The organism is Candidatus Williamhamiltonella defendens (assembly GCF_900699045.1).
Lineage (GTDB): Bacteria > Pseudomonadota > Gammaproteobacteria > Enterobacterales > Enterobacteriaceae > Hamiltonella > Hamiltonella defensa_A.
Genome location: NZ_CAADHL010000001.1, coordinates 589,170 through 612,619, shown reverse-complemented (window position 1 = coordinate 612,619; position 23,450 = coordinate 589,170). Strand labels below are relative to the sequence as shown.

Sequence of the window (23,450 nt, the reverse complement as noted above, 5' to 3'; positions counted from 1 at the left end):
GGTATTGCTTCTTACAAATCTCCAGATATCGTGCACCGTTTGCATGAAAATGGTAAAAAAGTTCGTGTTGTTATGATAGAGGCAGACAAATATTTTATTACTATTTTGACTTTACAATCCGTTTATGGACACCTCATCTCTGATCACTTATTTGATCCAGATGCTGAGTAAGTAGCCATGGGGCATATTAAATTGTTAAAATAGGCTGATTTATTGATTATAGCGCCCACCACTGCCGATTTTTTGGCACGTGTTTCCGTCTTCACGGCCGATGATTTATTAACCAGACTCTGTTTAAGTGCTTCCGTCATGTCGTCGTCCTTACCTAGATGAATCAACAAATATACCAAGCGAAAGCCACTAAAACTAATTTAAAAATTCTATCTGAAAGTGGCATTTTATTATGAGGACCGCACAATGGCGATCAGGCTTATGGCGATAATGGACCAGGTCGTATGATGTAACCTCCTGATATTGTGGCTTTGGTAAAAAATTATTTTTCACCCAAAAAGATGGTTACGGGTTTCGCATTATGCTCACGGCATGGCACACTCGAGAAGCTTTTGATCCCGTGCTTTTATCAGTAATAAAAGCTTTGAACAAATAGAATTTGCAAAAGACAAAATCAGGCTGAAAATGGTTAAAAATACAGACATTGTTTTTGAGGTCGCTCATATCACAAAAAATTGTCTTTTTGTCGTTGGCTTCGCTGCCGAAACTCATGATATGCAAAAATCTGTTCGACAACAATTAATTTAAAAAATCCAGATCTCATCTGTGTAAATGATGTCTCGCTTTCAAATCAAGGGTTTAATGCTAATAGAAATGCTTTACATCTTTTTTAGTAAAACGGAGAAAAAACGTTGCCACTGTAAGATACAAATATTCTTGTACAGCTTTTAATTAAAGAGGTTTTGACTCGTTATGATGAAAAAAATTGATATTAAAATTCTTGATAAACGGATTGGTGATGTTTTTCCCTTACCAACTTATGCAACTAGCGGATCTGCTGGTTTAGATCTGCGGGTTTGTACACAAGCGCCTCAACATTTATCTCCAGGAGAAACCCGGATTCTACCGACAGGACTGGCAGTTTATATCGCTGATCCTCATTTAGCCGCTGTGATTTTACCGCGTTCCGGGTTGGGGCATAAAAACGGGATCGTTTTAGGAAATTTGGTGGGGCTCATTGACTCTGACTACCAAGGTGAATTGATGTTATCTGTATGGAATAGAAGTCCAATCGATTTTTTGATCAATCCTGGTGATAGAATTGCTCAAATGGTGTTTGTTCCTGTTGTACAGGTTGAATTAAATATCGTGTCTGAATTTACATCTAGTCAACGTGGATCTGGAGGTTTTGGCCACTCTGGTCGGCAGTAATGGAATCTGAAAATAAATCAATATGAAAGCTTTATTTATTTTTATGTTTTTGTGCATATTTAAAATTAAAAATAGTGTCAGATATATCATATAGAATACTTCGTAGTGATCAATAATGTATATGGTATTACACAAGTATTTTATTATTTATATCAAAGTCTTTTGCGAAAAAATAGATATTAATATGCCCACAAGCATTTAATTTGCTATTCATTTTAATGAAAATTATTTATTATAAATACATACATGTCAAAAATGACATACGAGGTTGTATTAAATATGTCTAATATCATTAAAATGGATTTTTCTTATTTTAATAAGAACATATAAAAATTTAATATCAATATTAATCTTAATAAAACTTATTTAAATAGATTTTAAAATTCTTCCAATAACCATGATACTATTACTGGATAAGAATACTGTAAAAACCTAATAAAATCATATACTTTAACTCAAACTGTACTGATAAATTTTAGTGCTTTTAATCGTGAATCTCCTGATTTTTGAGATGATCATGTCGGTGCTTACAAAGAAGGCGCCGGTGCCCAATGTTATAATCATAGAAATGAAGCCAGAATAAGACTATCTTAACTAATTAACTGATTATAGGACATCAATTTTTCAAAAACATATGAAAACACCATGACTGATTATTAGATAAAATCTGAAAATCAATATCAAATAGTTGCAAAAGCAAATTTTATTGCACGATTAGTAAAATAATAAAGTACAAACGATTTATCTAAAGAAAGGTATAATGTATCATAAAAATTATTAAATAATCTTGCTTATAAATATCAACAAAATACTGATTATTTTTTATCTTTATCCATTAGTGATTTTATATATGATAATTTTCAAATCATAAATCTGATAGTTTCCATTTTAAAATAAAATATTATATATTTACCGATATACTTGTCGTCATTAATAAAAATAAAACAAAATATATTATTTATATTCTAAATAATATAATTGAATTGCAAAAAAAGTAAAAAAACTACAAAAACGTATTTTTTAATTTAAAAATCTATAACACATTAAAACTTGGATAGAGATACAGTATTTTAATGAAAATAAAAAATAAATTACTATCTCATTTTTAATGATCAACAGAAAAAACTGTTTCAAAAACATGTGACTGAAATCATAGAAAAAGATATCTGTGATGATCAACACATAAAATATGTTCATTCAAATCTTAGAGAGAAGGACGCCTTTCGTTTTTTAAAAAACAAATAAAAATGCAAGTGGAGAAAGATGCCGATACTCCAAATCACCTGCTGCAATCAGATGGGATATAGCTCTTTTGAATATTTCTGCATTGAATACCGTACTGATTACCCGTACAGCTCATTCAAACTGAGTGTTATCTCATCTCCAACAGCAGCCTTTGATTAAGTAAAATAGGAATTCATCTTGAAAAAGTTTTAATGCAGATTCTTTTGAAGAAAGAAAAGAAGATTTTAATCAAGCACTATCTAGTGCTATTAATGTCGCTGTGAATATTCTATTTTTAAGCATTTTCTCAAACATCAGAATTATTAGAAACCGAGTTACAAAAGAATTACCAATTGATCATATTGCTGCCCCTTCTGGCCCTCCTAAAAACAAACACTGACTTTAGTTTTAAATAAACCCTTTAATATTTGACTAACATGAAGTATATATCATATAGATGATCATCTTTTTATTTTAATAAATACAGGACAAAATAAACATTATCAATTATATAAAATCAATACAGATAAAAAATTCAAAACAAGCCAATTTGTGATTCTTAATAAAAATGGAGAATAGGTAAAATCGGCCTTAAAATAAGGAGGTCTGGCATTAACTAAAATAAAATATAAAACACAAAATATAAGCCCGTATAAAAGAAAATCAGGTCACTTAAAGGATAAAACAAAAATATTTAAAACTGATTAAACATCGAAAGCAATTTATTTTTTAATGAAAAACCTATTGTGTCAGAAAATTCTTTTAATATTCACTTAAACACAGTTTTATTAGCAGAGCTTCCAAGTATTAATTTATCAGCCATAACCTATTCCTAAAAAATTTATTATATATGATTAGGAGATAAAAACATTCTTTCAGAATGAATAAAAATATGACACATAATACTTGTAATACCAGTCATTATCAATCTATCGTACATATTTCTACTTCTCTTTCCAGTGTATTTTATAATATTAAAAATTAGTTATAGAGTATTTTAAATTTGCGTGTGATCAATATTAAAAACGAATTTTTTTAATCAATTTTAAAAACATTATCTAGAAAACAATCCCAAGATTTTCTTAAAGAACCACATAAAAATTATACAACAGCATCTAATGATGCTTCGTTACTAGATCATAGACGAATATAATTGTATTTATCTCAACACCGACGATATAATTCCTGATGATATAAGTGAAATTATTTTCATTGCAGGACCGGAAGAAATTTTCTTAAAGTTACAGGTAGAACCTTATTCGACTAATTTAGAGGGTGTAATATAAGTAATTTTGACAGTCTCCCTCGTAATACTGTTCTTAAAAAAATTATTAAAGAAATGGAGAAACGTTATTCTGAAAACGAGATATTGTATATCTGAGGAATGGCCTTCTTTTAAAGAGAATAATAACGAAAATGACACTAATAAATATTTAATAAAATATTATATGAAAAAATATTTCATAAAGTGGGCCCCAGTTCTTCAATGATGTATTAAAAGAATAAATTAAATATTATTACCATTTAAGTGATGCAATGAGAATTATTTCTATTATAGATCCTTTACCTAAAAATTATAAATTATATCAAACAGAAATAAATAAAGCTGTTGATTATTATTTACCATTTTATCGAAAATTTAAAATAGAAATAGGAAATAAACATTATTGAAATTACGCTCGATAAATATATTTAAAAAATCGAGTACAAAAAAAATAAAAATGGTGACGTATTTTATCACTGTTTTATATAAAAAATCAATTGATTCTTTCTTTAATACGAGCGGCTTTACCAGTAAGTTCACGCAAATAATATAATTTTGCTTTACGAACAGCACCACGGCGCTTGACAGTAATACTGTCAATAATAGGCGAATGAGTTTGAAAAACTCTTTCAACACCTTCACTATTAGAAATCTTACGCACGGTAAAGGCAGAATTTAATCCACGCTTGCGAATGGCTATCACAAAACCTTCAAAAGCTTGAAGACGTTTTTTTGTGCCTTCAATTACCCATACTTTTACTTCTAATGTGTCCCCAGGGCGAAAGGCGGGAACATCTTTCTTCATTTGTTCTTCTTCAATTTGTTTAATTATATCACTCATAATGTCTCTCTTCATTTCTAGATAAACTGATATTTTAAAAAAGAGGGGTTAAATTAATATTATTTATCGATGGTAATCATTCTGTCTTTGTTCTTTTTGGAACTCTTTTAATAATAAAATTTGCTCATCAGTTAGAGTGAGTTTTGCCAATAATTCCGGCCTTCTAAGCCATGTTCGCCCCAAAGATTGTTTTAAACGCCAACGGCGAATCTTAGCATGGTTTCCTAAAAGCAATACGTTTGGGACCGTCATGCCATCAACATTTTCAGGTCGTGTATAATGAGGGCAGTCAAGCAAACCGTCAGAAAAAGAATCTTCATTAGCAGAAGCTTCATGACCTAAAACGCCTATAATACAACGAGAGACTGCATCAATTAAGGTCATAGCTGGTAATTCCCCCCCGCTAAGAACATAATCACCTACAGACCATTCCTCATCAATTTCAGTGTCGATTAAACGTTCATCTATACCTTCATAGCGCCCACAGACTAAAATCATATTTTTGTAAAGCGCCAGTTGACGAACAGACTGTTGATCCAGCTTTTTCCCTTGAGGAGAAAGATAAATCACTTTTTTTTTGCCTGTATGAATCGCTTCTTTTTTTGCTGAATGAATGGTATCCCTTAAAGGCTGCATCATCAGCAACATGCCTGGTCCACCACCATAAGGACGATCATCAACACTAGCATTGAAATTGTGAGCAAAGTGACGAGGGTTCCAACATTGAATATGAATAATCCCCTTTTTAATAGCACGACCAGTAACACCATAGTCAGTTATTGCGCGAAACATTTCGGGAAAAAGGCTGATCACCCCTATCCATAATTTATTTTCGCTGACGCTTTGAAATTTGGTTGAAATCATTAAAAATCGAGATCCCAATTTACTTGAATTTGCTGCATGACCTTGTCGACTTTTTTTACAACTTGATCAAAAAGAAAAGGAACTAAACAGGATTTGTGATCTTGTATCTGTGTTTGGACTACCATGACATCATTCGCACCTGTTTCTATCATGGAAACGACTGTTCCGATAACGTCACCAGAAATATGAATGACTTGACATCCAATAATATCTTTCCAGTAATAGTCACCTTCTTCTAGCACAGGTAATTGCGAAGCGTCGATGGTAATCTCAGTATTCACAAAATGCTGGGCTTTTTCTTTTTGATTAACATTTTTAATTTTTAATAAAAAATCTTGCTGATGACACCTCCAATCTTCAATTTCGATAAATTGCCAATGATTTTTATGTTGAATAAACCAAGGTTGATAATCAAAAATACTGTCTGTCTTTTCAGTGAATGAAAACATTTTAAGCCAACCCCGAACACTATAGGTTGCACCTATTTTTCCGACAATAATAGGTTGCTTTAAGTGGGTTGTCATTAGTAGCGCCTAAAATGTATCTCTAGCTTAAGAAGCCGTCTGAAGATTTTTTTTCTCGGCTTTGATAAGAGCCTGAACACGTTCAGAAAACTCTACCCCAACATTTTTCCAATGTTCAATGCGATCTATATTTAATCGTAATTTTTCTGCTTTGCCTGATGCAATAGGATTAAAAAACCCCACTTTTTCAAGAAAACGCCCATCACGTGCATTGCGACTGTCAGAGACAACAATTTGATAAAAAGGACGTTTTTTAGAACCATGGCGAGCCAAGCGAATTTTTACCATACCACCCTCTCATATAAAGAATATGCTCTCAAACCTAATCGACTTAAACTCCTAGTAAAAAGCCAAGAATTTTGGCTTATTTAATAACAAAAAGCAATATTCGTTACTCTCTGAAATGATTTAAATCTTCTATTCTTAAATTTAACCCCTAAAAAGGTTGAATGGCATCATCCCTTTCATTCCTCTCATCATTTTAGATAATCCTCCATTTTTCATTTTTTTCATCATGCCTTGCATTTCATAAAATTGTTTCAACAAACGGTTTATATCCTGTATTTTTGTACCCGATCCCGCTGCAATACGTCGCTTTCGAGAACCTTTAATGATATCGGGTTTAATGCGTTCTTTTTTGGTCATAGAACAAATGATAACTTCCATGCGAGTCGTTAAATTATCGTCCATCATGGATTTGACTTGATCGGGTAATTGACTCATTTGAGGCAATTTGCTCAACATACTGCTCATCCCTCCCATATTATGTATTTGTTTCAGTTGCTCTAAAAAATCGTTTAAATTAAATTGGGTACTTTTTTTCAGTTTTTCTGCCAGCTTTTGAGACTGAGCATTATCCATTTTAGTTTCAATATCTTCAATAAGAGATAAGATATCCCCCATTCCCAAAATGCGAGAAGCAATTCGTTCAGGATAAAAAGGTTCTAGTGCCTCTATTTTTTCACCGACTCCAAGAAATTTAATGGGTTTTCCCGTAACATGTCGAATAGATAATGCGGCACCACCTCGAGCATCTCCATCCACTTTAGTTAAGATGACACCTGTCAGTGGAAGTGCTTTGTTAAAGGCTTTAGCGATATTTGCGGCGTCCTGACCTGTCATTGCATCTACCACAAAAAGCGTTTCAATAGGATTGAGAGACAAATGCAGTTGTTTGATTTCATTCATCATATTTTCGTCAACATGAAAACGCCCTGCTGTATCCACAATCAAGACATCATAAAATTTAAGTTTGGCGTATTTTAAAGCTTGAGTGACAATATCAACGGGATTTTCTTCAAAGTGAGAAGAAAAAAATTCAATACCTACTGATTGTGCAAGGGTTTCTAATTGCTTGATGGCCGCAGGCCGATAAACGTCCACCGAGACTACCAAAACTTTTTTCTTTTGTTTTTCAGTAATAAAATTGCCCAATTTAACGACACTAGTTGTTTTCCCTGCCCCTTGCAAACCAGCTATTAATATCACCGCAGGCGGTTGCGTCGCTAAATTAAGTTCGATATTAAACTGGCCCATTGCGGAGGTCATCTCATTTTTCACAATTTTTATAAATTCTTGGCCAGGTGTTAAAGTTTTATTAATTTCGTGGCCCATTGCTTTTTTTTTCACCCGCTGAATAAAATCGCGTACCACGGATAAAGCGACATCTGCGTCTAACAAAGCAACACGTACTTCGCGCAGACTGGTTTTCACATTTTCTTCTGTTAGTCGGCCAAGACCACTGATATTACGTAGCGTGCGTGATAATCTTTCAGTTAAATTATTAAACATATGTTTTTGCTCAAATAAATCAATTCGCCCTGTGAGAATTGTATTGAAAATAAAAAAAGGGAAAGAATAGTATAAATCATCTTTGATTTAACTTGATATAAAAGTTGGAGGGAAACTTAGGTAAAGCTATACTTTACAACTCTTTTCATTAATTTATCCGGTATTGATTGAATGTGCCGTGTCTATTTTTTCGATTGTAGCCCTGATGGGGTATTCATTGAACCCAAGTTTGATGATGACACGATTATTAAGGCGCAACAGACACTGTCGAAGATGCGCTTTTGTCTTTGCCATTAACGCTTTATTGTGTCATTTAGTGGCACTTAAATATCAAATTTTTAATGTTCATAGGGGGCAATAAAACCTGAGTTTAATGAACATTTATTCTATCATTAGTATCCTTGTTTTTTATGATGACGCTCACTGCTTTCCCTGGTCGCGATTAGGTTTTTTACTGATTATGTATATTTTTGACATGGTGAATATTATTTTTTCAAATTTTATTCCTAGTGAATTTATCATTTATTTATTGCTTAATACCACATTGTTTTTCACCTTGGGCTCGCTTTTTTGCATACTCTACTCTGATGATTGTATTCTATGCGCTACTTTACTGACACTCACTTTGCTCAGCGGTCTTTTTTACAAAGATAATTTGTTTGACAGAGTAAATATAGAAAAAGGTATCTTTTAAATAATAGATTGGTGTGTTTATATCGTGTTACTTTAGTCTCATTATTGTTCAGGTTGACGAGAGCGGCCTGCATTGTAGTTAAGTTTTATGAGAGCATTTTTGCTTAGATCGGCTTATTCTGGTCATCGTTTAACTTCAATTTTTTAAAAACATTGATTTCTACTATTAACCTATATACAGAAGGAACCTCTGTTGGAGCAAGTGTCAACTGGTACTATTATTTTTATTTTAATCGTTATGATCATCATTTCTGCTTATTTTTCTGCCTCTGAAACAGGTATGATGACTCTGAATCGCTATCGTTTACGCCATCTTGCTAAGCAAGGAAATCGCGGGGCACGTCGAGTAGAAAAATTATTGCAACGACCTGCTCGCCTGATCAGCCTAGTACTGGTCGGCAATAATCTGGTAAACATTCTTGCCTCCTCTTTGGCGACAATTCTTGGGATGCGTTTGTATGGTGACGTTGGCGTTGCCATAGCCACTGGGTTGTTAACCTTTTTGATATTAGTTTTTTCTGAGGTGATGCCAAAAACGATTGCGGCTTTATATCCCGAAAAAACGGCCTTTTTAAGCAGCTTCCTGCTAATTCCATTGCAAAAAATCATGATGCCGATGCTATGCTTTTTAAGCGGCACCACGTATTTACTCATGCGATTATTTGGAATTAAGGAATCTATTCATCATATTGATCAGCTCAGTAAAGAAGAACTGCGTAGTATTGTTAATGAATCCCATTCACAGATTTCACAACGTCATCAAAACATGTTGATTTCAGTGCTTGATTTAGAAAAAGTGTCCGTCAACGACATTATGGTTCCTAGAAATGAAATAGTAGGTATTGATGTGAATAGTGATTGGAAATCTATTATGCGTCAGCTCACGCATTCACCACATGGCCGCATTCTGCTTTATCGTCAATCTTTAGATGATGCAATTGGTATGCTGAGAGTCAGGGAAGCTTACCGCCTTATGACAGAAAAAAAAGAATTTAATAAAGAAAATTTATTACGTGCGGCCGACGAAATTTACTTTATTCCTGAAGGAACCCCTTTAAATATACAACTGATTAAATTTCAACGTAATAAAGAAAAAGTGGGTATTATTGTTGATGAATATGGTGATATTCAAGGGCTAGTCACAGTAGAAGATATTCTTGAAGAAATTGTGGGAGATTTTACGACCTCGATGTCTCCCAATTTAACGGAAGAGGTGAATCTTCAAAGTGATGGTTCTGTATTAATTGATGGCAGTGCTAGTGTCCGTGATGTAAACAAAGCATTTAATTGGTCATTACCAATGGGATCGCGCACAATAAACGGCCTGTTGTTAGAAGAGTTAGGTGAAATTCCGCCTGTGAATACTGAGTTATGTATTGGTTCTTACCAAATTGCCGTGATAGAGGTACAGAAAAACAGAATCAGACAAGTCAGAATCAAAGCCTTATCTTAAAAATAAAAACCTATCGAAAATTTTTTTACGCTCTAAACAGGAGATATTATGACAAACCGAATCAATACTAGTATTGCTGATCAAGTGATTACGATTCAGGTAACTTCATCAGAAAAAAACTAAACTCAATAATGAAATGTCTTATGACTGTAAAAATTTCTTTACAGAAATCGGAAAGTGGTTTTTTCCTTGTCTAAAAAAAGAAAATAAAGTTATGGAACAAAAACATACAGAGCCAGTGCCATCAGGAAGACCTAAAATAACTTATGATCTTATGATAGCAGATAGGAAACTTGAGGTAAAAATATTAGAAAAAAGATATGATATATCCTAAAATATTAAGTGCTAATCTTGAAAATGTAACAAATCAGATGGCCAGATTCAAAGAAGAGATAGAATCTATTAATGTTACTTTTTATCTAAATGAAGCTGACAGTAAAAGATAAAAAATCGAAAAAGAATGGAATATCTTGATCTTCGGGCTAGCTGTATCATAAAGAACCCAAAGAAGACACTCAGAAATACCAAAGAAGACAGTTAGCAATGCGTGTGAAAAATAAGTTGCCTACCTGAGGAATATGGGCCATCTTCCTGAATTAACAATAACGACAAGAGTGAAGTCGCAGATATTCCTCAAAACTCATAGTATCCACCCGCTCGAGTTCGGCTTGGCGTTGCCATGATGAACTAAATTCATCACATAATTGAGCTTCTGTTAGTAGCTCAAGGGGCTCTTTTTGAAGCTGTTCAAAATATTCTTTGGCACGCTCAAGCCCAATACTCTCTCCTTGGTTTTCTTGTATTTCTTTAAGAAAACGCGAAGAAAAAGTTAAATTAGGATCTTCAAAATACATCAGCAATTCATCGCACGCTTTTTGATATCTCTTATCTTTTTCATCAATGATTTCTGCTATTCGTGTGAAACCTTGAAATAAAGTTTTTCCTATTCTTTTGATAGACTGAGCGTTTCTTTTGGTGCCGATATTCAGCACTTGATCTGGTTTACGCCCTTCCAATATCACTCTTTTCCAATTGTTCTGAGTATAAAGTAATTCGTCGTCGCTCATCTTATTCGAGGGAGCCAATATACACCAAATTAAAAAAAGATCTAAAAAACGAATTTGCGTTTCATTTATCCCTATAGGTGAAAATGGGTTGATGTCTAAAGAACGGATTTCAAGATATTCGATCCCTCCTTTCAGTAAGGCATCTGAAGGAAGCTCACCTATCTTAGTACTCCTCTTAGGTCGAATAGGAGCATATAATTCATTTTCTATTTGCAATAAATTAGTATTTAACTGCAAATAACGATTTTTATTTTTTAAACCGATTCTTGCATATTCTTTAGAAGGAATTCGAGTGGCTCTTTTTAAATCATTCACATACATATGCAGATCATTAAAATTCATTTTTAAATTACTTTGAGCGATACTGGTATAACCTAAACCACTTAAACGTAAAGAGGTGGCATACGGCAGATATAACGTATTTTTTCCAAATGTTTTAAACGCTAAAGAAGATTTTTTTTCTCTTAAAAATGAAGAGCACACTGTAGGGGATCCACCAAATAAATAAGGAATCACCCAGCCAAAACGGTAATAGTTACGCACTAAGCGAAGATAGCCGTCGGAAATGACATTTTTCCCTTTTTTTTCGTCTTCTATGCCTTCTTTGGTTTGCCAAAATGCCAATGGCAAAGAAAAATTATAGTGAACACCACAAATGATTTGCATTAATGCCCCATAGCGATTTTTTAAGCCTTCGCGATAAAGCGTTTTAAACCGCCCTAGGTTAGAAGAACCATATTGAGCTAACGGAATATCTTCTGCAGTTTTAATAAAACATGGCATGCTTAAAGGCCAGAAAAGTTCATTCTTTAACTGACGCGCGGTATAACGATGAAGATCACGCAAAAACATTAACGATGTTTGAATATTCTGATCAGCAGGAGTAATAAATTCCAATAGGGATTCAGAAAAATCAGTGGTAATCCATGGATGAGTAAGAGGAGACCCTAACACTTTAGGGTGAATTGTCATTGCTAAGTGAGCATTAGGTGTCACTCTTAGTGTTTCTCTTTCAATACCTCGACGGATGCCTTTTAATATCTTTGGATGTGCTTCCAACCAAGAAAGCGCTTGTGATACGTCTGGGATCACATTGATCTACCTTTTTGAAAAAACAAATATGATTGGATAACACATTAATAAAAAAGCCTCAAAATTTTTGAGGCTTTTTTATAGCATTATTGAAGCAGGGTTCAAAATTTTATTCCCTTTCAATACTGATAAAACTGCGGTTCTTAGTACCTTTAACTTCAAATTTTACTTTGCCATGAGATAAAGCAAACAATGTATGATCTTTTCCGCAACCTACATTAATCCCGGGGTGAAATTTAGTGCCGCGCTGACGAACAATAATAGTACCTGCCAGAACTTTTTCTCCTCCAAAACGCTTTATGCCCAGACGTTTGCCTTCGGAGTCGCGACCGTTACGAGTTGATCCACCCGCTTTTTTATGTGCCATACATCACTCCTCTTGAAGAATTAACTTATTATTCCAATAATTTTTACATCCGTAAACCATTGGCGATGTCCCTGCTGCTTGCGATAATGCTTACGACGACGAAATTTAATGATTTTAATTTTATCAGCACGACCGTGTGCAATCACTTCCGCTTGAACTAGGCCTCCATTAATTAAAGGCGCACCGACTTTGATCGTTTCACCATCTGAGATCATCAAGACTTGATTAAAATTAATTTTTTCACCGGTTACATTGCTCAGCTTCTCCAAACGAACAGTCTCTCCTTCAGTTACACGATGTTGTTTACCACCACTTTGAAAAACTGCGTACATATTAAAGCCCTGATTTCTGAGCGAAAAAAATAAAAAGCCCTATAGATTAATAATAATCCGGGTATTTTACGCAAATATAAAACAGATAACAAGAACAGAGTCGAAAGAAGACATAGCTGTCGCCCTATAAAACTCTTAGAAATGTAAATAAAAATGCAGTAAGTAGCACTACCTCTTTTTTAAAGAACGTATATAAATGCAATCCCCCTACCGTATTTTTCTAAACTCCCAGAGCCCTGTCTCCAGACCGCAACAAACTGCATAAATCAATAGACTTTATTAACAGTGACATATATTAACTTTAAAGTTAAAAAATAATTATTTTTTTAACTTTATCAGTTCTATAATTTGCAACTTTGCAAGTGCTTTAGATAATTCAATTGAAGCTTTAGTGTGATCAATATCAGTGTGCGGTTTGTTGAGATTCGCCTCTGCATCGTATTTTGATTTTAACACCCTCTCTTCATCTAAATCTTCCCCTCGAATGGCCGTGTCCGCCAAGATAGTGACTAGCTTTGGCTGAACTTCAAGGATCCCTCCTGATAAATAAGTGAATTCTTCTTCGCCATGCTCATTTATTATACACACCATCCCTGGCTTCAAGGCAGTCAATAAAGGAGTGTGTCCAGAGAAAATACCTAATTCGCCCTCGCTTCCTGTGACACGGATTTTTTGCACAACACCAGAAAACATGTTTTTTTCGACGCTGACAACATTTAAAAGGTAAGTGGGTGTCATCATATTTATCTCCAATCTGGTGCGTTATAATTTTTTCGCTTTTTCTAAGGCTTCTTCAATGGTGCCAACCATATAGAACGCCTGCTCCGGTAAATGATCATAGTCACCGTTTATTATTCCTTTAAACCCAAAAATAGTGTCTTTAAGCGAGACAAATTTTCCTGTCGCCCCCGTAAAGACTTCCGCGACAAAGAAAGGTTGAGAGAGAAAACGCTGAATTTTACGCGCCCGAGAAACCGCCAGTTTATCCTCTTCTGATAATTCATCCATCCCTAAAATCGCGATGATATCTTTGAGCTCTTGATAACGTTGAAGAATTGATTGTACACCTCGAGCAGCATCGTAATGCTCTTGACCCACAACTAAGGGATCAAGCTGTCGGCTCGTTGAATCTAATGGATCTACGGCGGGGTAAATCCCCAGAGATGCAATTTGACGACTTAAAACCACAGTTGCATCTAAATGAGCAAATGTCGTTGCAGGTGAAGGATCAGTTAAATCATCTGCAGGAACATAGACGGCTTGAACAGAAGTAATCGAACCTTTTTTGGTGGAAGTAATACGTTCTTGCAAGACACCCATTTCCTCCGCTAGAGTCGGCTGATAACCGACCGCAGAAGGCATTCTCCCCAAAAGCGCTGATACTTCAGTACCCGCCAAGGTATATCGATAGATATTATCGATAAATAATAAAACATCTCGGCCTTCATCCCGAAATTTTTCAGCCATAGTCAAGCCGGTGAACGCCACACGTAGACGATTTCCTGGAGGCTCATTCATCTGGCCATATACAAGAGACACTTTGTCCAAAACGCCAGATTCTGTCATTTCATGATAAAAATCGTTTCCTTCACGAGTACGTTCACCCACCCCGGCAAACACAGAATATCCCAAATGTTCTATCGCAATGTTACGGATGAGCTCCATCATATTGACGGTTTTCCCAACGCCGGCACCCCCAAATAGTCCCACTTTTCCGCCTTTCGCAAAAGGACAAATTAAATCCATCACCTTGATGCCGGTTTCTAATAGTTCTTGTGAATTGGCAAGCTCCTCGTAAGAAGGAGGTTGACGATGAATAGACCATCTTTCTTGCTCTCCTATGGGTCCCTTCATATCAATTGGGTCACCTAACACATTCATGATCCGCCCCAGGGTTTCTTTACCAACAGGAACTTTAATAGGATGACCTAAATCAGTGACAGTAAGCCAGCGCTGAAGGCCATCAGAAGATCCCATGGCAATGCACCGAACCACTCCCCCCCCTAATTGTTGTTGTACTTCCATGACTAATTTGATGGCATCATTTTTAACTTCAAGTGCGTTGTATACCTTAGGTACAGACTCTTGAGGAAATTCAACATCCACTACAGCACCAATTATCTGGATAATTTTTCCAGTTAACATTTCAAATCCTCTACTTAATTTAATAATCTATTCTAAAGCGCTGAAGCGCCCCCTATAATCTCTGTCAATTCTTGAGTAATGCTCGCTTGACGAGCCTTGTTGTAAATCAACTGCCATTCATCGATGAGGTTGCCCCCATTATCAGTAGCCGCTTTCATGGAGACCATTCTTGCAGCTTGTTCACTGGCAATATTTTCAATCACACCCTGATACACCTGAGATTCTATGTATCGCTGTAAAAGTGTATCGAGTAAGACTTTAGGCTCAGGCTCATACAGGTAATCCCAAGATTTTTTTGTGACACCTATGTGGCCTTCATCCATAGGAAGAAGCGGCAAAAGTTGCATGATTTGGGGTTGTTGAGACATGGTATTAATAAATTTATTGTTCGCGATGTATAATTTATCTAAACGACCTTTGTCGTAGGCCTTTAACATCGCTTGTACAGGGCCAATGATATCTGGTAATGAAGGCTTATCAGCGATGTTGGTCACTTGAGCCACTATTTTAGCCCCTATCGAGTTGAAAAAAGAGACGCCTTTTGATCCGATCAAAGATAATTCAAATGCCACATTTTTTTCAAACTGATCATGCATATCAGTCAATATCTTTTTAAAAAGATTCACGTTCAGACCCCCACAAAGCCCTCTGTCTGTAGAAACGATCAGATAACCGACTCGTTTCACTTTGCGTTCTTGCAAGTAAGGATGTTTATATTCCAAGTTACCGAGAGCAAGATGGCCTATTACCTTCCGTATCATTTCTGCATACGGACGAGTCGCAGACATACTTTCCTGCGATTTACGCATTTTAGAGGCAGCGACCATTTCCATTGCTTTGGTAATTTTCTGCGTGCTTTTAACACTTTCTATTTTAGAGCGTATCTCTTTTGCACTAATCATTTTTATTTGCCTCAATCACAGCTTGTTTTTAAAGCTCATTCTACCAAGCCTGGCTCGATTTAAAGTAGTCAATAAGATCTATTATCTTCTTTTCAATCTCATTATTGTAATCGCCGTTTTGATTGAGTTGGTTTAAAATATCAGCATTTTCGCGCTCTGCAAAAGACAATAATGCTGTTTCAAAACCTGCTAACGATGTGAGATTAACGTCTTCTAGATATCCTTTTTCTGCAGCAAATAGGAGTAACGATTGTTGCCCAACAGATAGAGGTGCATATTGTTTTTGTTTGAGTAATTCGGTGACTTTTTGACCATGATTGAGTTGTTTACGGGTTGAATCATCTAAATCAGATGAAAATTGAGAAAAAGCCGCTAACTCACGATATTGAGCCAAAGCAGTGCGAATACCCCCTGAGAGCTTTTTCATAACTTTGGTTTGAGCCGCCCCGCCGACACGAGAAACAGAAATACCAGGGTTGACTGCAGGACGAATACCTGCATTAAATAAGCCAGATTCAAGAAAAATTTGGCCATCTGTAATCGAAATAACGTTAGTAGGAACAAAGGCAGAAACATCCCCCGCTTGCGTTTCTATAATAGGTAAAGCAGTTAAAGAGCCAGTTTTGCCTTTTACTTTATTTTGCGTAAAAGTTTCAACGTACTCGACATTAACCCGTGCTGCCCTTTCAAGTAAACGAGAATGTAAATAGAACACATCGCCAGGATACGCTTCTCGACCTGGTGGACGACGTAATAGTAAAGATATTTGTCGATAAGCCACGGCTTGTTTAGAAAGATCATCATAAACAATTAAGGCATCTTCGCCTCTATCTCTGAAATATTCTCCTATGGCACAGCCAGAATAAGGCGCTAAATATTGCAAAGCGGCGGATTCAGAAGCAGTAGCGACAACCACAATTGTGTTTGATAAGGCGCCATGCTCTTCAAGTTTACGAACCACATTTACAATAGTAGAGGCTTTTTGGCCTATCGCGACGTAAACACATTTTATTTCTGAATCGCGTTGGTTAATGATGGTATCAATCGCTAAAGCGGTTTTTCCTGTTTGTCTATCGCCGATAATTAGTTCGCGTTGACCACGCCCGATAGGGATCATTGAATCAACGGATTTATAACCCGTTTGAAGAGGTTGATCGACAGATTCTCTTTCAATGACACTAGGCGCAATGGTTTCAACGGGAGAAAAACTCTGATTGTTTAGGGTTCCTTTGCCATCAATCGGGTTTCCTAATGTATTGACAATTCGGCCTAATAAACCATGACCCACCGGTACACTTAATATACGACCTGTACATTGTACTTTCATACCTTCTATTAAATCGGTATAAGATCCCATCACAACAGCTCCGACAGAATCTCTCTCAAGGTTAAGCGCTATTGCATAGCGATCACCAGGTAAGACGATCATTTCTCCCTGCATCACGTCAGTTAAACCATGAATACGAATCACGCCATCACTGACTGAAATAACAGTGCCTTCACTGTGAGCCTCACTCACGATGTTAAACTGGGTAATACGTTCTTTTATCAGTTTGCTTATTTCGGTGGAATTCAGTTGCATGTGCTCCAGTTTCCTTAAGAATCTGTTTTAAAATATGCTCTAAATGACATTAAAATATTTATTGTATTCAAGACAATAAAAAATTTTTAAATCTTTTAAGACGATTGCTGACACTGCCATCTATGACCCTGTCTCCATGACGGATAATCACGCCCGCCAAAATAGATTTATCTATTTTGCAATTTAATGTCACCTTAAGCTGTAAACGTTTTTCCATGGCAAAAATAATTTTTTTTTTCTGATCTTCATTCAATGGGATGGCAGAAAACACTTCAATCTCAATCACATAATTGAGCATTGCCTGCAATGCCATAAATTGCCTCAGTACTTCAGGCAGAAGCGATAAACGACTATTTTGAGCCATAATTTTAATGAAATTTTTAGAAAATTCATTGATGTGATCAGAACAAAGACTAATAAATATCTGTGCTGTCTTTTCGGAATGCATTACGCCAGAAAGCCATTGAGTAACTTGCTTATGAGCCGAGACTTGTGCAGAAAAAGTCAACATATTCTGCCAATATTCAATTGAATGATGTTCAACAGCAAAGTCAAAAATAGCTTTAGCGTAGGGACGAGCGATGGTAGCCATAGACATAAGTCGCTTTCTCCTTATAGTTCAGCGACTAATTTATTGATGATGTCACTATTCACTTTTTCATCTATAGACTGTTCGATAATTTTTTGAGCTCCCATGACTGCTAACACAGCAATTTTTTTACGCAATTCTTCATAAGATCGCTGATGTTTTGCCTCAATTTCTATCTCTGTTTGTGCCAAAATTTGAGAACGCTGTTGTTCCGCCTCGGCTTTCGCTTCTTCAAGAATGTGAGACTTGCGTTTATTTGCTTGTTCAATAATGACTTGGGCCTGCAGTTTAGCCTTATTGATTTGTTCGGTTGAATTAACATGCGCCAACTCCAAATCTTTTTTGGCATTTTCTGCAAACGCAAGACCATCAGCTATTTCTTTCTGACGTTTTTCAATGGCATTAATAATGGGAGGCCATACATATTTCATACAAAAAAGAACAAAAAGGACAAACGCAATAGCCTGTCCGAGGATTGTTGCGTTAAGATTCACAACAGAATACCTCTTTAAAAGTGGATGATTTCATGTAATTAAAAAGTGAAAATATAATCATTTTATGCCGCAGCAAACATAATATAAAGACCTAAACCAACAGCAATCATAGGAATCGCATCTACTAAGCCCATCACGATGAAAAATTGAGTACGTAATACAGGAATGAGCTCAGGTTGGCGTGCTGCCCCTTCTAAAAATTTCCCTCCTAATATGCCGATACCAATTGCAGCGCCGATAGCTGCCAGCCCCATCATAATGGCCGCAGCTAAGTATAATAGGTCCATATTTATGTTTTCCATCATAGTCTCCAATTTTGTTTTTGTTGATAAAGCGATAGTAAAAAATATATTTTTTGAATTCTGATGTTGTTACAAAGATATTAAATTAATGCTTTGAAGAAGCCATCGAGAGATAAACAATTGTCAAAACCATAAATATAAAAGCTTGTAATGTAATTATCAGAATATGGAAGATCGCCCAAGGGACACTCAATATCCACTGAAACCACCAGGGCATTAAACCCGCGATCAAGATAAAAATGAGTTCTCCTGCATATATGTTACCGAAGAGCCTTAAGCTCAATGAAATGGGTTTTGAAATCAAGGTGACCATTTCTAAAAGAACGTTGATAGGAATAAATACCGGGTGATTAAAGGGTCTTAAGGTCAGTTCTTTTATGAAACCGGAGACCCCTTTTATTTTTATGCTATAAAACAATATAAGAATGAATACACCCAAAGCTATTGACAGCGTTGTGCTTACATCAGCAGTCGGAACTGCTCTTAATGAGGGTAATCCTAGCAACTGTTCGCTTAAGTAAGGGAGTAAATCAACAGGGAGTAAATCCATAAAGTTCATTAATAATATCCAGACAAAGACGGTTAACGCTAAAGGCGCTATGACTTTACTTTTTCCTTGGTACATGTCCTGAACGTTTTTGTCGATAAAACCGATCACTAATTCCACCATAATTTGTAATTTTCCGGGTGTCCCACTAGTTATACTAACGGCAACCTTACGAAATAATAGTAAAAAAAGAAGACCTAAAGTGAAAGAGAAAAACAAAGAGTCAAAGTTGATTGTCCAAAATGGAGTGGGATCCATTGAGTTTGGATCAACCCATTTAAAATTAAGTAAATTTAACTGCAAGTGATCCAGATGGTGGCCTATATAATCCTTTGAACTACGACTTGCTCCTGATCCAGACATGATGTCTTTTACCCTTTTAAATTAATGCAATACAAAATTGATAGAAAACAAAACGAAACTGAGGATAACAAAAGTCTTCAATTGCATAAACAAGAAATTTTCTTTCATTCTCTTATTTGAGAGCAATACTGACACAATTTTTCTGTTCTCAGAAGGAGAAACCATTTTATGTAACCAACAATGCATTTACTTTTAAAACAATTAAATGACGTTCTGCCTCTAATTTGGGGATTTTTAGCTTAAAAATAGATTTCAAAGCAATGTGAGAGGGCAAATCAGCTAATTCATGGTCAGGCTTTACTCCTTTCAAAGCATAAAAACACCCTGTTGTTTTATCAAGCAAATGCTCACAACAAGATAGCATATTTTTTAGTGAGGCAAACGCTCTGCTGATGACGCCATCAAAACGTTTGTGTGGAAAAAAAGATTCTGCCCTGCTTTGTATGGGTTGAATATTAGTTAATCTAAGAGATTGCTGGACTTGGCGCAAAAAGCAAATACGCTTTCGAAGACTATCTAGTAGGGTGAAGTGAGAATCAGGGAGAACAATCGCAAGCAGGAGGCCAGGTAGACCTGGCCCTGTACCCACATCAATAAATTTTCGACCTGTTAAATACGGGGCAACAATAATGCTGTCTAAAACATGCTTTATCAACATCTCTTTTGGATCATGAATGGAAGTGAAATTATAAGTTTTATTCCACTGACACAAAAGTTCGATATAACTTATTATTTTTTGTTTTTTTTCTTCGGATAAGTGTATTTTTGCGATTGAAAGCAAAACATCTAATTCGTTCAACACAATAACCCCTTTTATTTAAAATAAAGCGTTACGCTGTAATAAGCCTTGTTTTTTTAACCAAACTAGAAGAATAGATATCGCGGCAGGCGTGATGCCAGAAATACGTGATGCTTGTCCTAATGAGATTGGTTGGTGATCGTTTAGTTTAGAGACCACTTCATTTGATAAGCCAGAAATGAGCGAATAATCAAAACTTAAAGGTAACAAAGTATTTTCGTTGCGCAATTGCTTTGCAATTTCTTTTTTTTGACGAGCAATATAGCCTTCGTATTTTATTTGAATTTCAACTTGCATACCTGCTTCGTTGTTTTCTAGTGAAGGGAGAAACGGTTTTAAAGAAGTCAGTACAGAGTAATTGACCTCTGGCCTGCGCAAAAGATCTTCACCATTTGTTTCACGAGATAATGGCGATTTAATAATTTGGTCTATCTGATTATCTGAATTTGGTTTTATCCATATGCCGCGCAGCCTTTGTTTTTCCTGCTCTATCAATTCTACTTTTTTATTGAAACGACACCATCTGTTTTCATCGACGAGTCCTAATTTATAACCTATTTCTGTCAGACGTAAATCTGCATTATCCTCTCGAAGAAATAATCGATACTCAGCACGTGAGGTAAACATACGATAAGGTTCTTGAGTTCCTAGAGTTGTTAAATCATCAACTAACACACCGATATAAGCTTGATTACGGAGTGGAAACCATCCCTCTTCCCCTCGAGCAAGGCACGCTGCATTTAATCCTGCTAATAATCCTTGAGCTGCCGCCTCTTCATAGCCTGTTGTTCCATTAATTTGGCCCGCAAAAAACAGGCCATGAATATGTTTACTTTCTAAAGTGGGTTTTAAATCACGTGGATCAAAGTAATCATATTCAATTGCATAACCAGGGCGAACTATAAAAGCATTTTTCATTCCTTGAATTGAACGAACTATTTTCAGTTGTACATCGAAAGGGAGACTGGTTGAAATACCGTTAGGGTAGATTTCGTTACTACTCAGCCCTTCTGGCTCTAAAAAAATTTGATGAGCGCTCCGATCAGAAAAACGTATGATTTTATCTTCAATAGAGGGGCAATATCTTGGGCCTATGCCGTCGATGATTCCCGTATACATAGGACTTTTTTCTAAATTTTTTTGAATAATTTCATGCGTTTTTTCATTGGTATAGGTAATATGACAAGGTTTCTGTGTGAGAGGGGGATGTTGTCTTCCAAGAAAAGAAAATAAGGGTAATGGAGTATCGCCTAGCTGAATTTTTAAGTTTTTAAAGTTAATACTTCTGGCGTCTATCCTCGGAGGGGTGCCAGTTTTTAAGCGACCTATTCGTAGAGGAAGTTTTCTTAATTGTGAGGCTAATGAGATGCAAGCGGCATCTCCAGCACGGCCAGCGCTGTAATTTTCTAAACCTAGGTGTATTTTTCCGTCTAAAAAAGTCCCTGTTGTTAATATGATTGATTTAGCATGAAATTTTAACCCCATTTTAGTTACGGCACCGACAGCCAAATCGTTTTTGAAGATCAAGCCATCAACAGGTTGTTGAAAAATCGATAAATTGGTCTGCTTTTCTAATGTGGATCGAATAACTGTACGATAAACAGTGCGATCGAGTTGAACTCGGGTCGATTTTACGGCAGGGCCTTTACTGGCGTTGAGTATCCTAGATTGAATACTAGCTTTATCGGCAGCTATTCCCATCAGTCCACCAAGTGCATCGATTTCTTTGACAAGTTGTCCTTTTCCTATTCCTCCAATCGCTGGATTACAAGATAATTGACCTAAGGTATCGATATTATGTGTTAGCAATAAAGTTTTGCAACCCATACGAGCTGAGGCCATAGCGGCCTCAGTTCCTGAATGGCCTCCACCTATCACAATAACGTCAAATTGATCTGGATAAAACATGTCACTTTACCTTGGGCGAAAAAATTTTTCCATCTTTATAGATCTATGTTACTTAAATTTTAATCAAGAGTGCAATTAGGCGATTCGATTGTTATTTTAATAAGATCTTTTTATTTAAAGATCTTTTATTATTTTTATTATTAGGATCACTCTTTTCTGTGGATAAGTAGTTTTTTACCATATAGATCCTGGCTTTTCAGAAGATCAATTCCTGTGGATTAACTGTGATTATCTTGTGTATAAAGTGTGGATAAAAATGGCTTTTATCTACAGAGTATTTTTTGACAATAGTTATCCCATAGATATACACAGTTTATTCACAGCTTTTCAACATGGTTACCCACAGCTTATGAAAAAATTTTTATTTAAATTAATCCAATTTTTTATCCATTCTTCTGCAGGATCCTCTGGATTTTCGTGTTTAAGTACATCTATTTTTAATATTTCTCCAATTCTTTGGGCGCCTTTTAAAGTTAACTCTTGATCTAATTTTTTTATCCCATGACAAAAAGTATCGTAATCTGAGCTACCAAGACCTATAGATCCTAAACGGATTTTTGATAAGTCTGGTTGCTCCTCAATAATTTGTTTAAACAGGGGTTTAATATTATCTGGGAGCTCTCCTGCTCCATGAGTGGAAGTGATCACGCACCATAAACCACTGAGATTAAGCTCGCTTAATTGAGGCCCATGAAAAATTTTTGTGACAAAGCCCATTTCTGTTAATTTTTCCGACAAATGTTCTGCAACATATTCAGAATTACCTAATGTACTGCCTGTGATAAAAGTAATAGAAGTCATAGAAAGAAACCAATTAAATTAAAAAGAAAAGATTAATAGTCTACTCTGCGATTTTATTCTGATCTAGCTGTGGATAAAATATGAATAATTGTTTTTTGTTTGGTTTGTATGAAAAAAATATGA

The 23,450-nt window shown here is 35.7% G+C and carries 24 protein-coding genes; 5 read left to right on the top strand and 19 right to left on the bottom strand.

The genetic code is table 11. The features are described from left to right. Window positions 1-30: 30 nt before the first annotated feature. The 3 genes from CICURV3402_RS07550 to dut all read left to right on the top strand — a co-directional run bounded on the left by CICURV3402_RS07550 (window position 31) and on the right by dut (window position 1,383). Complete coding sequence (locus CICURV3402_RS07550; RefSeq protein WP_407079055.1) at window positions 31-171, top strand: hypothetical protein; 141 nt, start codon at window positions 31-33, stop codon at window positions 169-171. A 465-nt stretch (window positions 172-636) separates the two neighbouring features. Then, the gene (locus CICURV3402_RS07545; RefSeq protein WP_407079054.1) at window positions 637-759 is read left to right on the top strand and encodes a phosphopantothenoylcysteine decarboxylase domain-containing protein; all 123 of its coding nucleotides are present in this window, start codon (window positions 637-639) and stop codon (window positions 757-759) included. Between the two features lie 165 nt (window positions 760-924). Then, entirely contained in the window at window positions 925-1,383 is a 459-nt protein-coding gene (gene dut / locus CICURV3402_RS02785; protein ID WP_187306903.1) for a dUTP diphosphatase, read from the top strand. Window positions 1,384-4,364: 2,981 nt separating this feature from the next. Here dut and rplS read toward each other — a convergent pair. The 5 genes from rplS to ffh all read right to left on the bottom strand — a co-directional run bounded on the left by rplS (window position 4,365) and on the right by ffh (window position 7,891). After that, on the bottom strand, window positions 4,365-4,712 hold the full coding sequence (rplS, locus tag CICURV3402_RS02780) for a 50S ribosomal protein L19 (protein WP_158379733.1): 348 nt from the start codon (window positions 4,710-4,712) through the stop codon (window positions 4,365-4,367). Window positions 4,713-4,775: 63 nt separating this feature from the next. Next, window positions 4,776-5,576 carry a tRNA (guanosine(37)-N1)-methyltransferase TrmD gene (trmD, locus tag CICURV3402_RS02775; RefSeq protein WP_158379732.1) on the bottom strand — a complete coding sequence of 267 codons (801 nt, stop codon included), beginning with the start codon at window positions 5,574-5,576 and terminating at the stop codon, window positions 4,776-4,778. Then, window positions 5,576-6,100, bottom strand: coding sequence for a ribosome maturation factor RimM (rimM, locus tag CICURV3402_RS02770; RefSeq protein WP_158379731.1), 525 nt, complete (start codon window positions 6,098-6,100; stop codon window positions 5,576-5,578). Before rimM ends, trmD begins: the two co-directional genes overlap by 1 nt. A 27-nt stretch (window positions 6,101-6,127) precedes the next feature. Next, window positions 6,128-6,388 (bottom strand): 30S ribosomal protein S16, encoded by a 261-nt coding sequence (gene rpsP, locus CICURV3402_RS02765; RefSeq protein ID WP_158379730.1) that lies wholly within the window; start codon window positions 6,386-6,388, stop codon window positions 6,128-6,130. Window positions 6,389-6,529: 141 nt separating this feature from the next. After that, the gene (gene ffh, locus CICURV3402_RS02760; protein ID WP_158379729.1) at window positions 6,530-7,891 is read right to left on the bottom strand and encodes a signal recognition particle protein; all 1,362 of its coding nucleotides are present in this window, start codon (window positions 7,889-7,891) and stop codon (window positions 6,530-6,532) included. Window positions 7,892-8,777: 886 nt separating this feature from the next. On the opposite strand from ffh, the gene CICURV3402_RS02755 reads away from it, so the two are divergent. Continuing rightward, complete coding sequence (locus CICURV3402_RS02755) at window positions 8,778-10,037, top strand: CNNM domain-containing protein (RefSeq protein ID WP_187306902.1); 1,260 nt, start codon at window positions 8,778-8,780, stop codon at window positions 10,035-10,037. Window positions 10,038-10,173: 136 nt separating this feature from the next. Continuing rightward, window positions 10,174-10,371: a hypothetical protein gene (locus tag CICURV3402_RS02750; RefSeq protein WP_158379727.1), complete on the top strand. Its 198-nt coding sequence runs from the start codon at window positions 10,174-10,176 to the stop codon at window positions 10,369-10,371. 262 nt (window positions 10,372-10,633) lie between these two features. Here CICURV3402_RS02750 and gshA read toward each other — a convergent pair whose 3' ends face one another. The 14 genes from gshA to mioC form a co-directional block, all read right to left on the bottom strand. Beyond that, entirely contained in the window at window positions 10,634-12,196 is a 1,563-nt protein-coding gene (gshA, locus tag CICURV3402_RS02745; RefSeq protein WP_158379726.1) for a glutamate--cysteine ligase, read from the bottom strand. A gap of 109 nt (window positions 12,197-12,305) precedes the next feature. Further along, window positions 12,306-12,563: a 50S ribosomal protein L27 gene (gene rpmA, locus CICURV3402_RS02740; protein ID WP_158379725.1), complete on the bottom strand. Its 258-nt coding sequence runs from the start codon at window positions 12,561-12,563 to the stop codon at window positions 12,306-12,308. Window positions 12,564-12,583: 20 nt separating this feature from the next. Further along, window positions 12,584-12,895, bottom strand: a complete 312-nt coding sequence (gene rplU, locus CICURV3402_RS02735; protein WP_158379724.1) for a 50S ribosomal protein L21 — start codon at window positions 12,893-12,895, stop codon at window positions 12,584-12,586. A 318-nt stretch (window positions 12,896-13,213) separates the two neighbouring features. After that, window positions 13,214-13,633: a F0F1 ATP synthase subunit epsilon gene (locus tag CICURV3402_RS02730; protein WP_187306917.1), complete on the bottom strand. Its 420-nt coding sequence runs from the start codon at window positions 13,631-13,633 to the stop codon at window positions 13,214-13,216. Window positions 13,634-13,657: 24 nt separating this feature from the next. Continuing rightward, a complete protein-coding gene (atpD, locus tag CICURV3402_RS02725; protein WP_158379722.1) occupies window positions 13,658-15,040 on the bottom strand; it encodes a F0F1 ATP synthase subunit beta in 1,383 nt (460 codons plus the stop codon). 32 nt (window positions 15,041-15,072) lie between these two features. After that, on the bottom strand, window positions 15,073-15,942 hold the full coding sequence (gene atpG, locus CICURV3402_RS02720; RefSeq protein ID WP_158379721.1) for a F0F1 ATP synthase subunit gamma: 870 nt from the start codon (window positions 15,940-15,942) through the stop codon (window positions 15,073-15,075). A 40-nt stretch (window positions 15,943-15,982) separates the two neighbouring features. Beyond that, on the bottom strand, window positions 15,983-17,524 hold the full coding sequence (atpA, locus tag CICURV3402_RS02715; RefSeq protein ID WP_158379720.1) for a F0F1 ATP synthase subunit alpha: 1,542 nt from the start codon (window positions 17,522-17,524) through the stop codon (window positions 15,983-15,985). Between the two features lie 67 nt (window positions 17,525-17,591). Next, the gene (gene atpH, locus CICURV3402_RS02710; protein WP_158379719.1) at window positions 17,592-18,122 is read right to left on the bottom strand and encodes a F0F1 ATP synthase subunit delta; all 531 of its coding nucleotides are present in this window, start codon (window positions 18,120-18,122) and stop codon (window positions 17,592-17,594) included. 14 nt (window positions 18,123-18,136) lie between these two features. Next, entirely contained in the window at window positions 18,137-18,607 is a 471-nt protein-coding gene (gene atpF, locus CICURV3402_RS02705; RefSeq protein ID WP_158379718.1) for a F0F1 ATP synthase subunit B, read from the bottom strand. Window positions 18,608-18,669: 62 nt separating this feature from the next. Further along, a complete protein-coding gene (atpE, locus tag CICURV3402_RS02700; RefSeq protein WP_158379819.1) occupies window positions 18,670-18,909 on the bottom strand; it encodes a F0F1 ATP synthase subunit C in 240 nt (79 codons plus the stop codon). 85 nt (window positions 18,910-18,994) lie between these two features. Then, window positions 18,995-19,819 (bottom strand): F0F1 ATP synthase subunit A, encoded by an 825-nt coding sequence (gene atpB / locus CICURV3402_RS02695; RefSeq protein ID WP_158379717.1) that lies wholly within the window; start codon window positions 19,817-19,819, stop codon window positions 18,995-18,997. Window positions 19,820-19,985: 166 nt separating this feature from the next. After that, window positions 19,986-20,621 (bottom strand): 16S rRNA (guanine(527)-N(7))-methyltransferase RsmG, encoded by a 636-nt coding sequence (gene rsmG, locus CICURV3402_RS02690; RefSeq protein ID WP_158379716.1) that lies wholly within the window; start codon window positions 20,619-20,621, stop codon window positions 19,986-19,988. Window positions 20,622-20,636: 15 nt separating this feature from the next. After that, window positions 20,637-22,526, bottom strand: coding sequence for a tRNA uridine-5-carboxymethylaminomethyl(34) synthesis enzyme MnmG (gene mnmG / locus CICURV3402_RS02685; RefSeq protein WP_158379715.1), 1,890 nt, complete (start codon window positions 22,524-22,526; stop codon window positions 20,637-20,639). A gap of 336 nt (window positions 22,527-22,862) precedes the next feature. Beyond that, on the bottom strand, window positions 22,863-23,327 hold the full coding sequence (gene mioC / locus CICURV3402_RS02680; RefSeq protein ID WP_158379714.1) for an FMN-binding protein MioC: 465 nt from the start codon (window positions 23,325-23,327) through the stop codon (window positions 22,863-22,865). Window positions 23,328-23,450 lie beyond the last annotated feature (123 nt).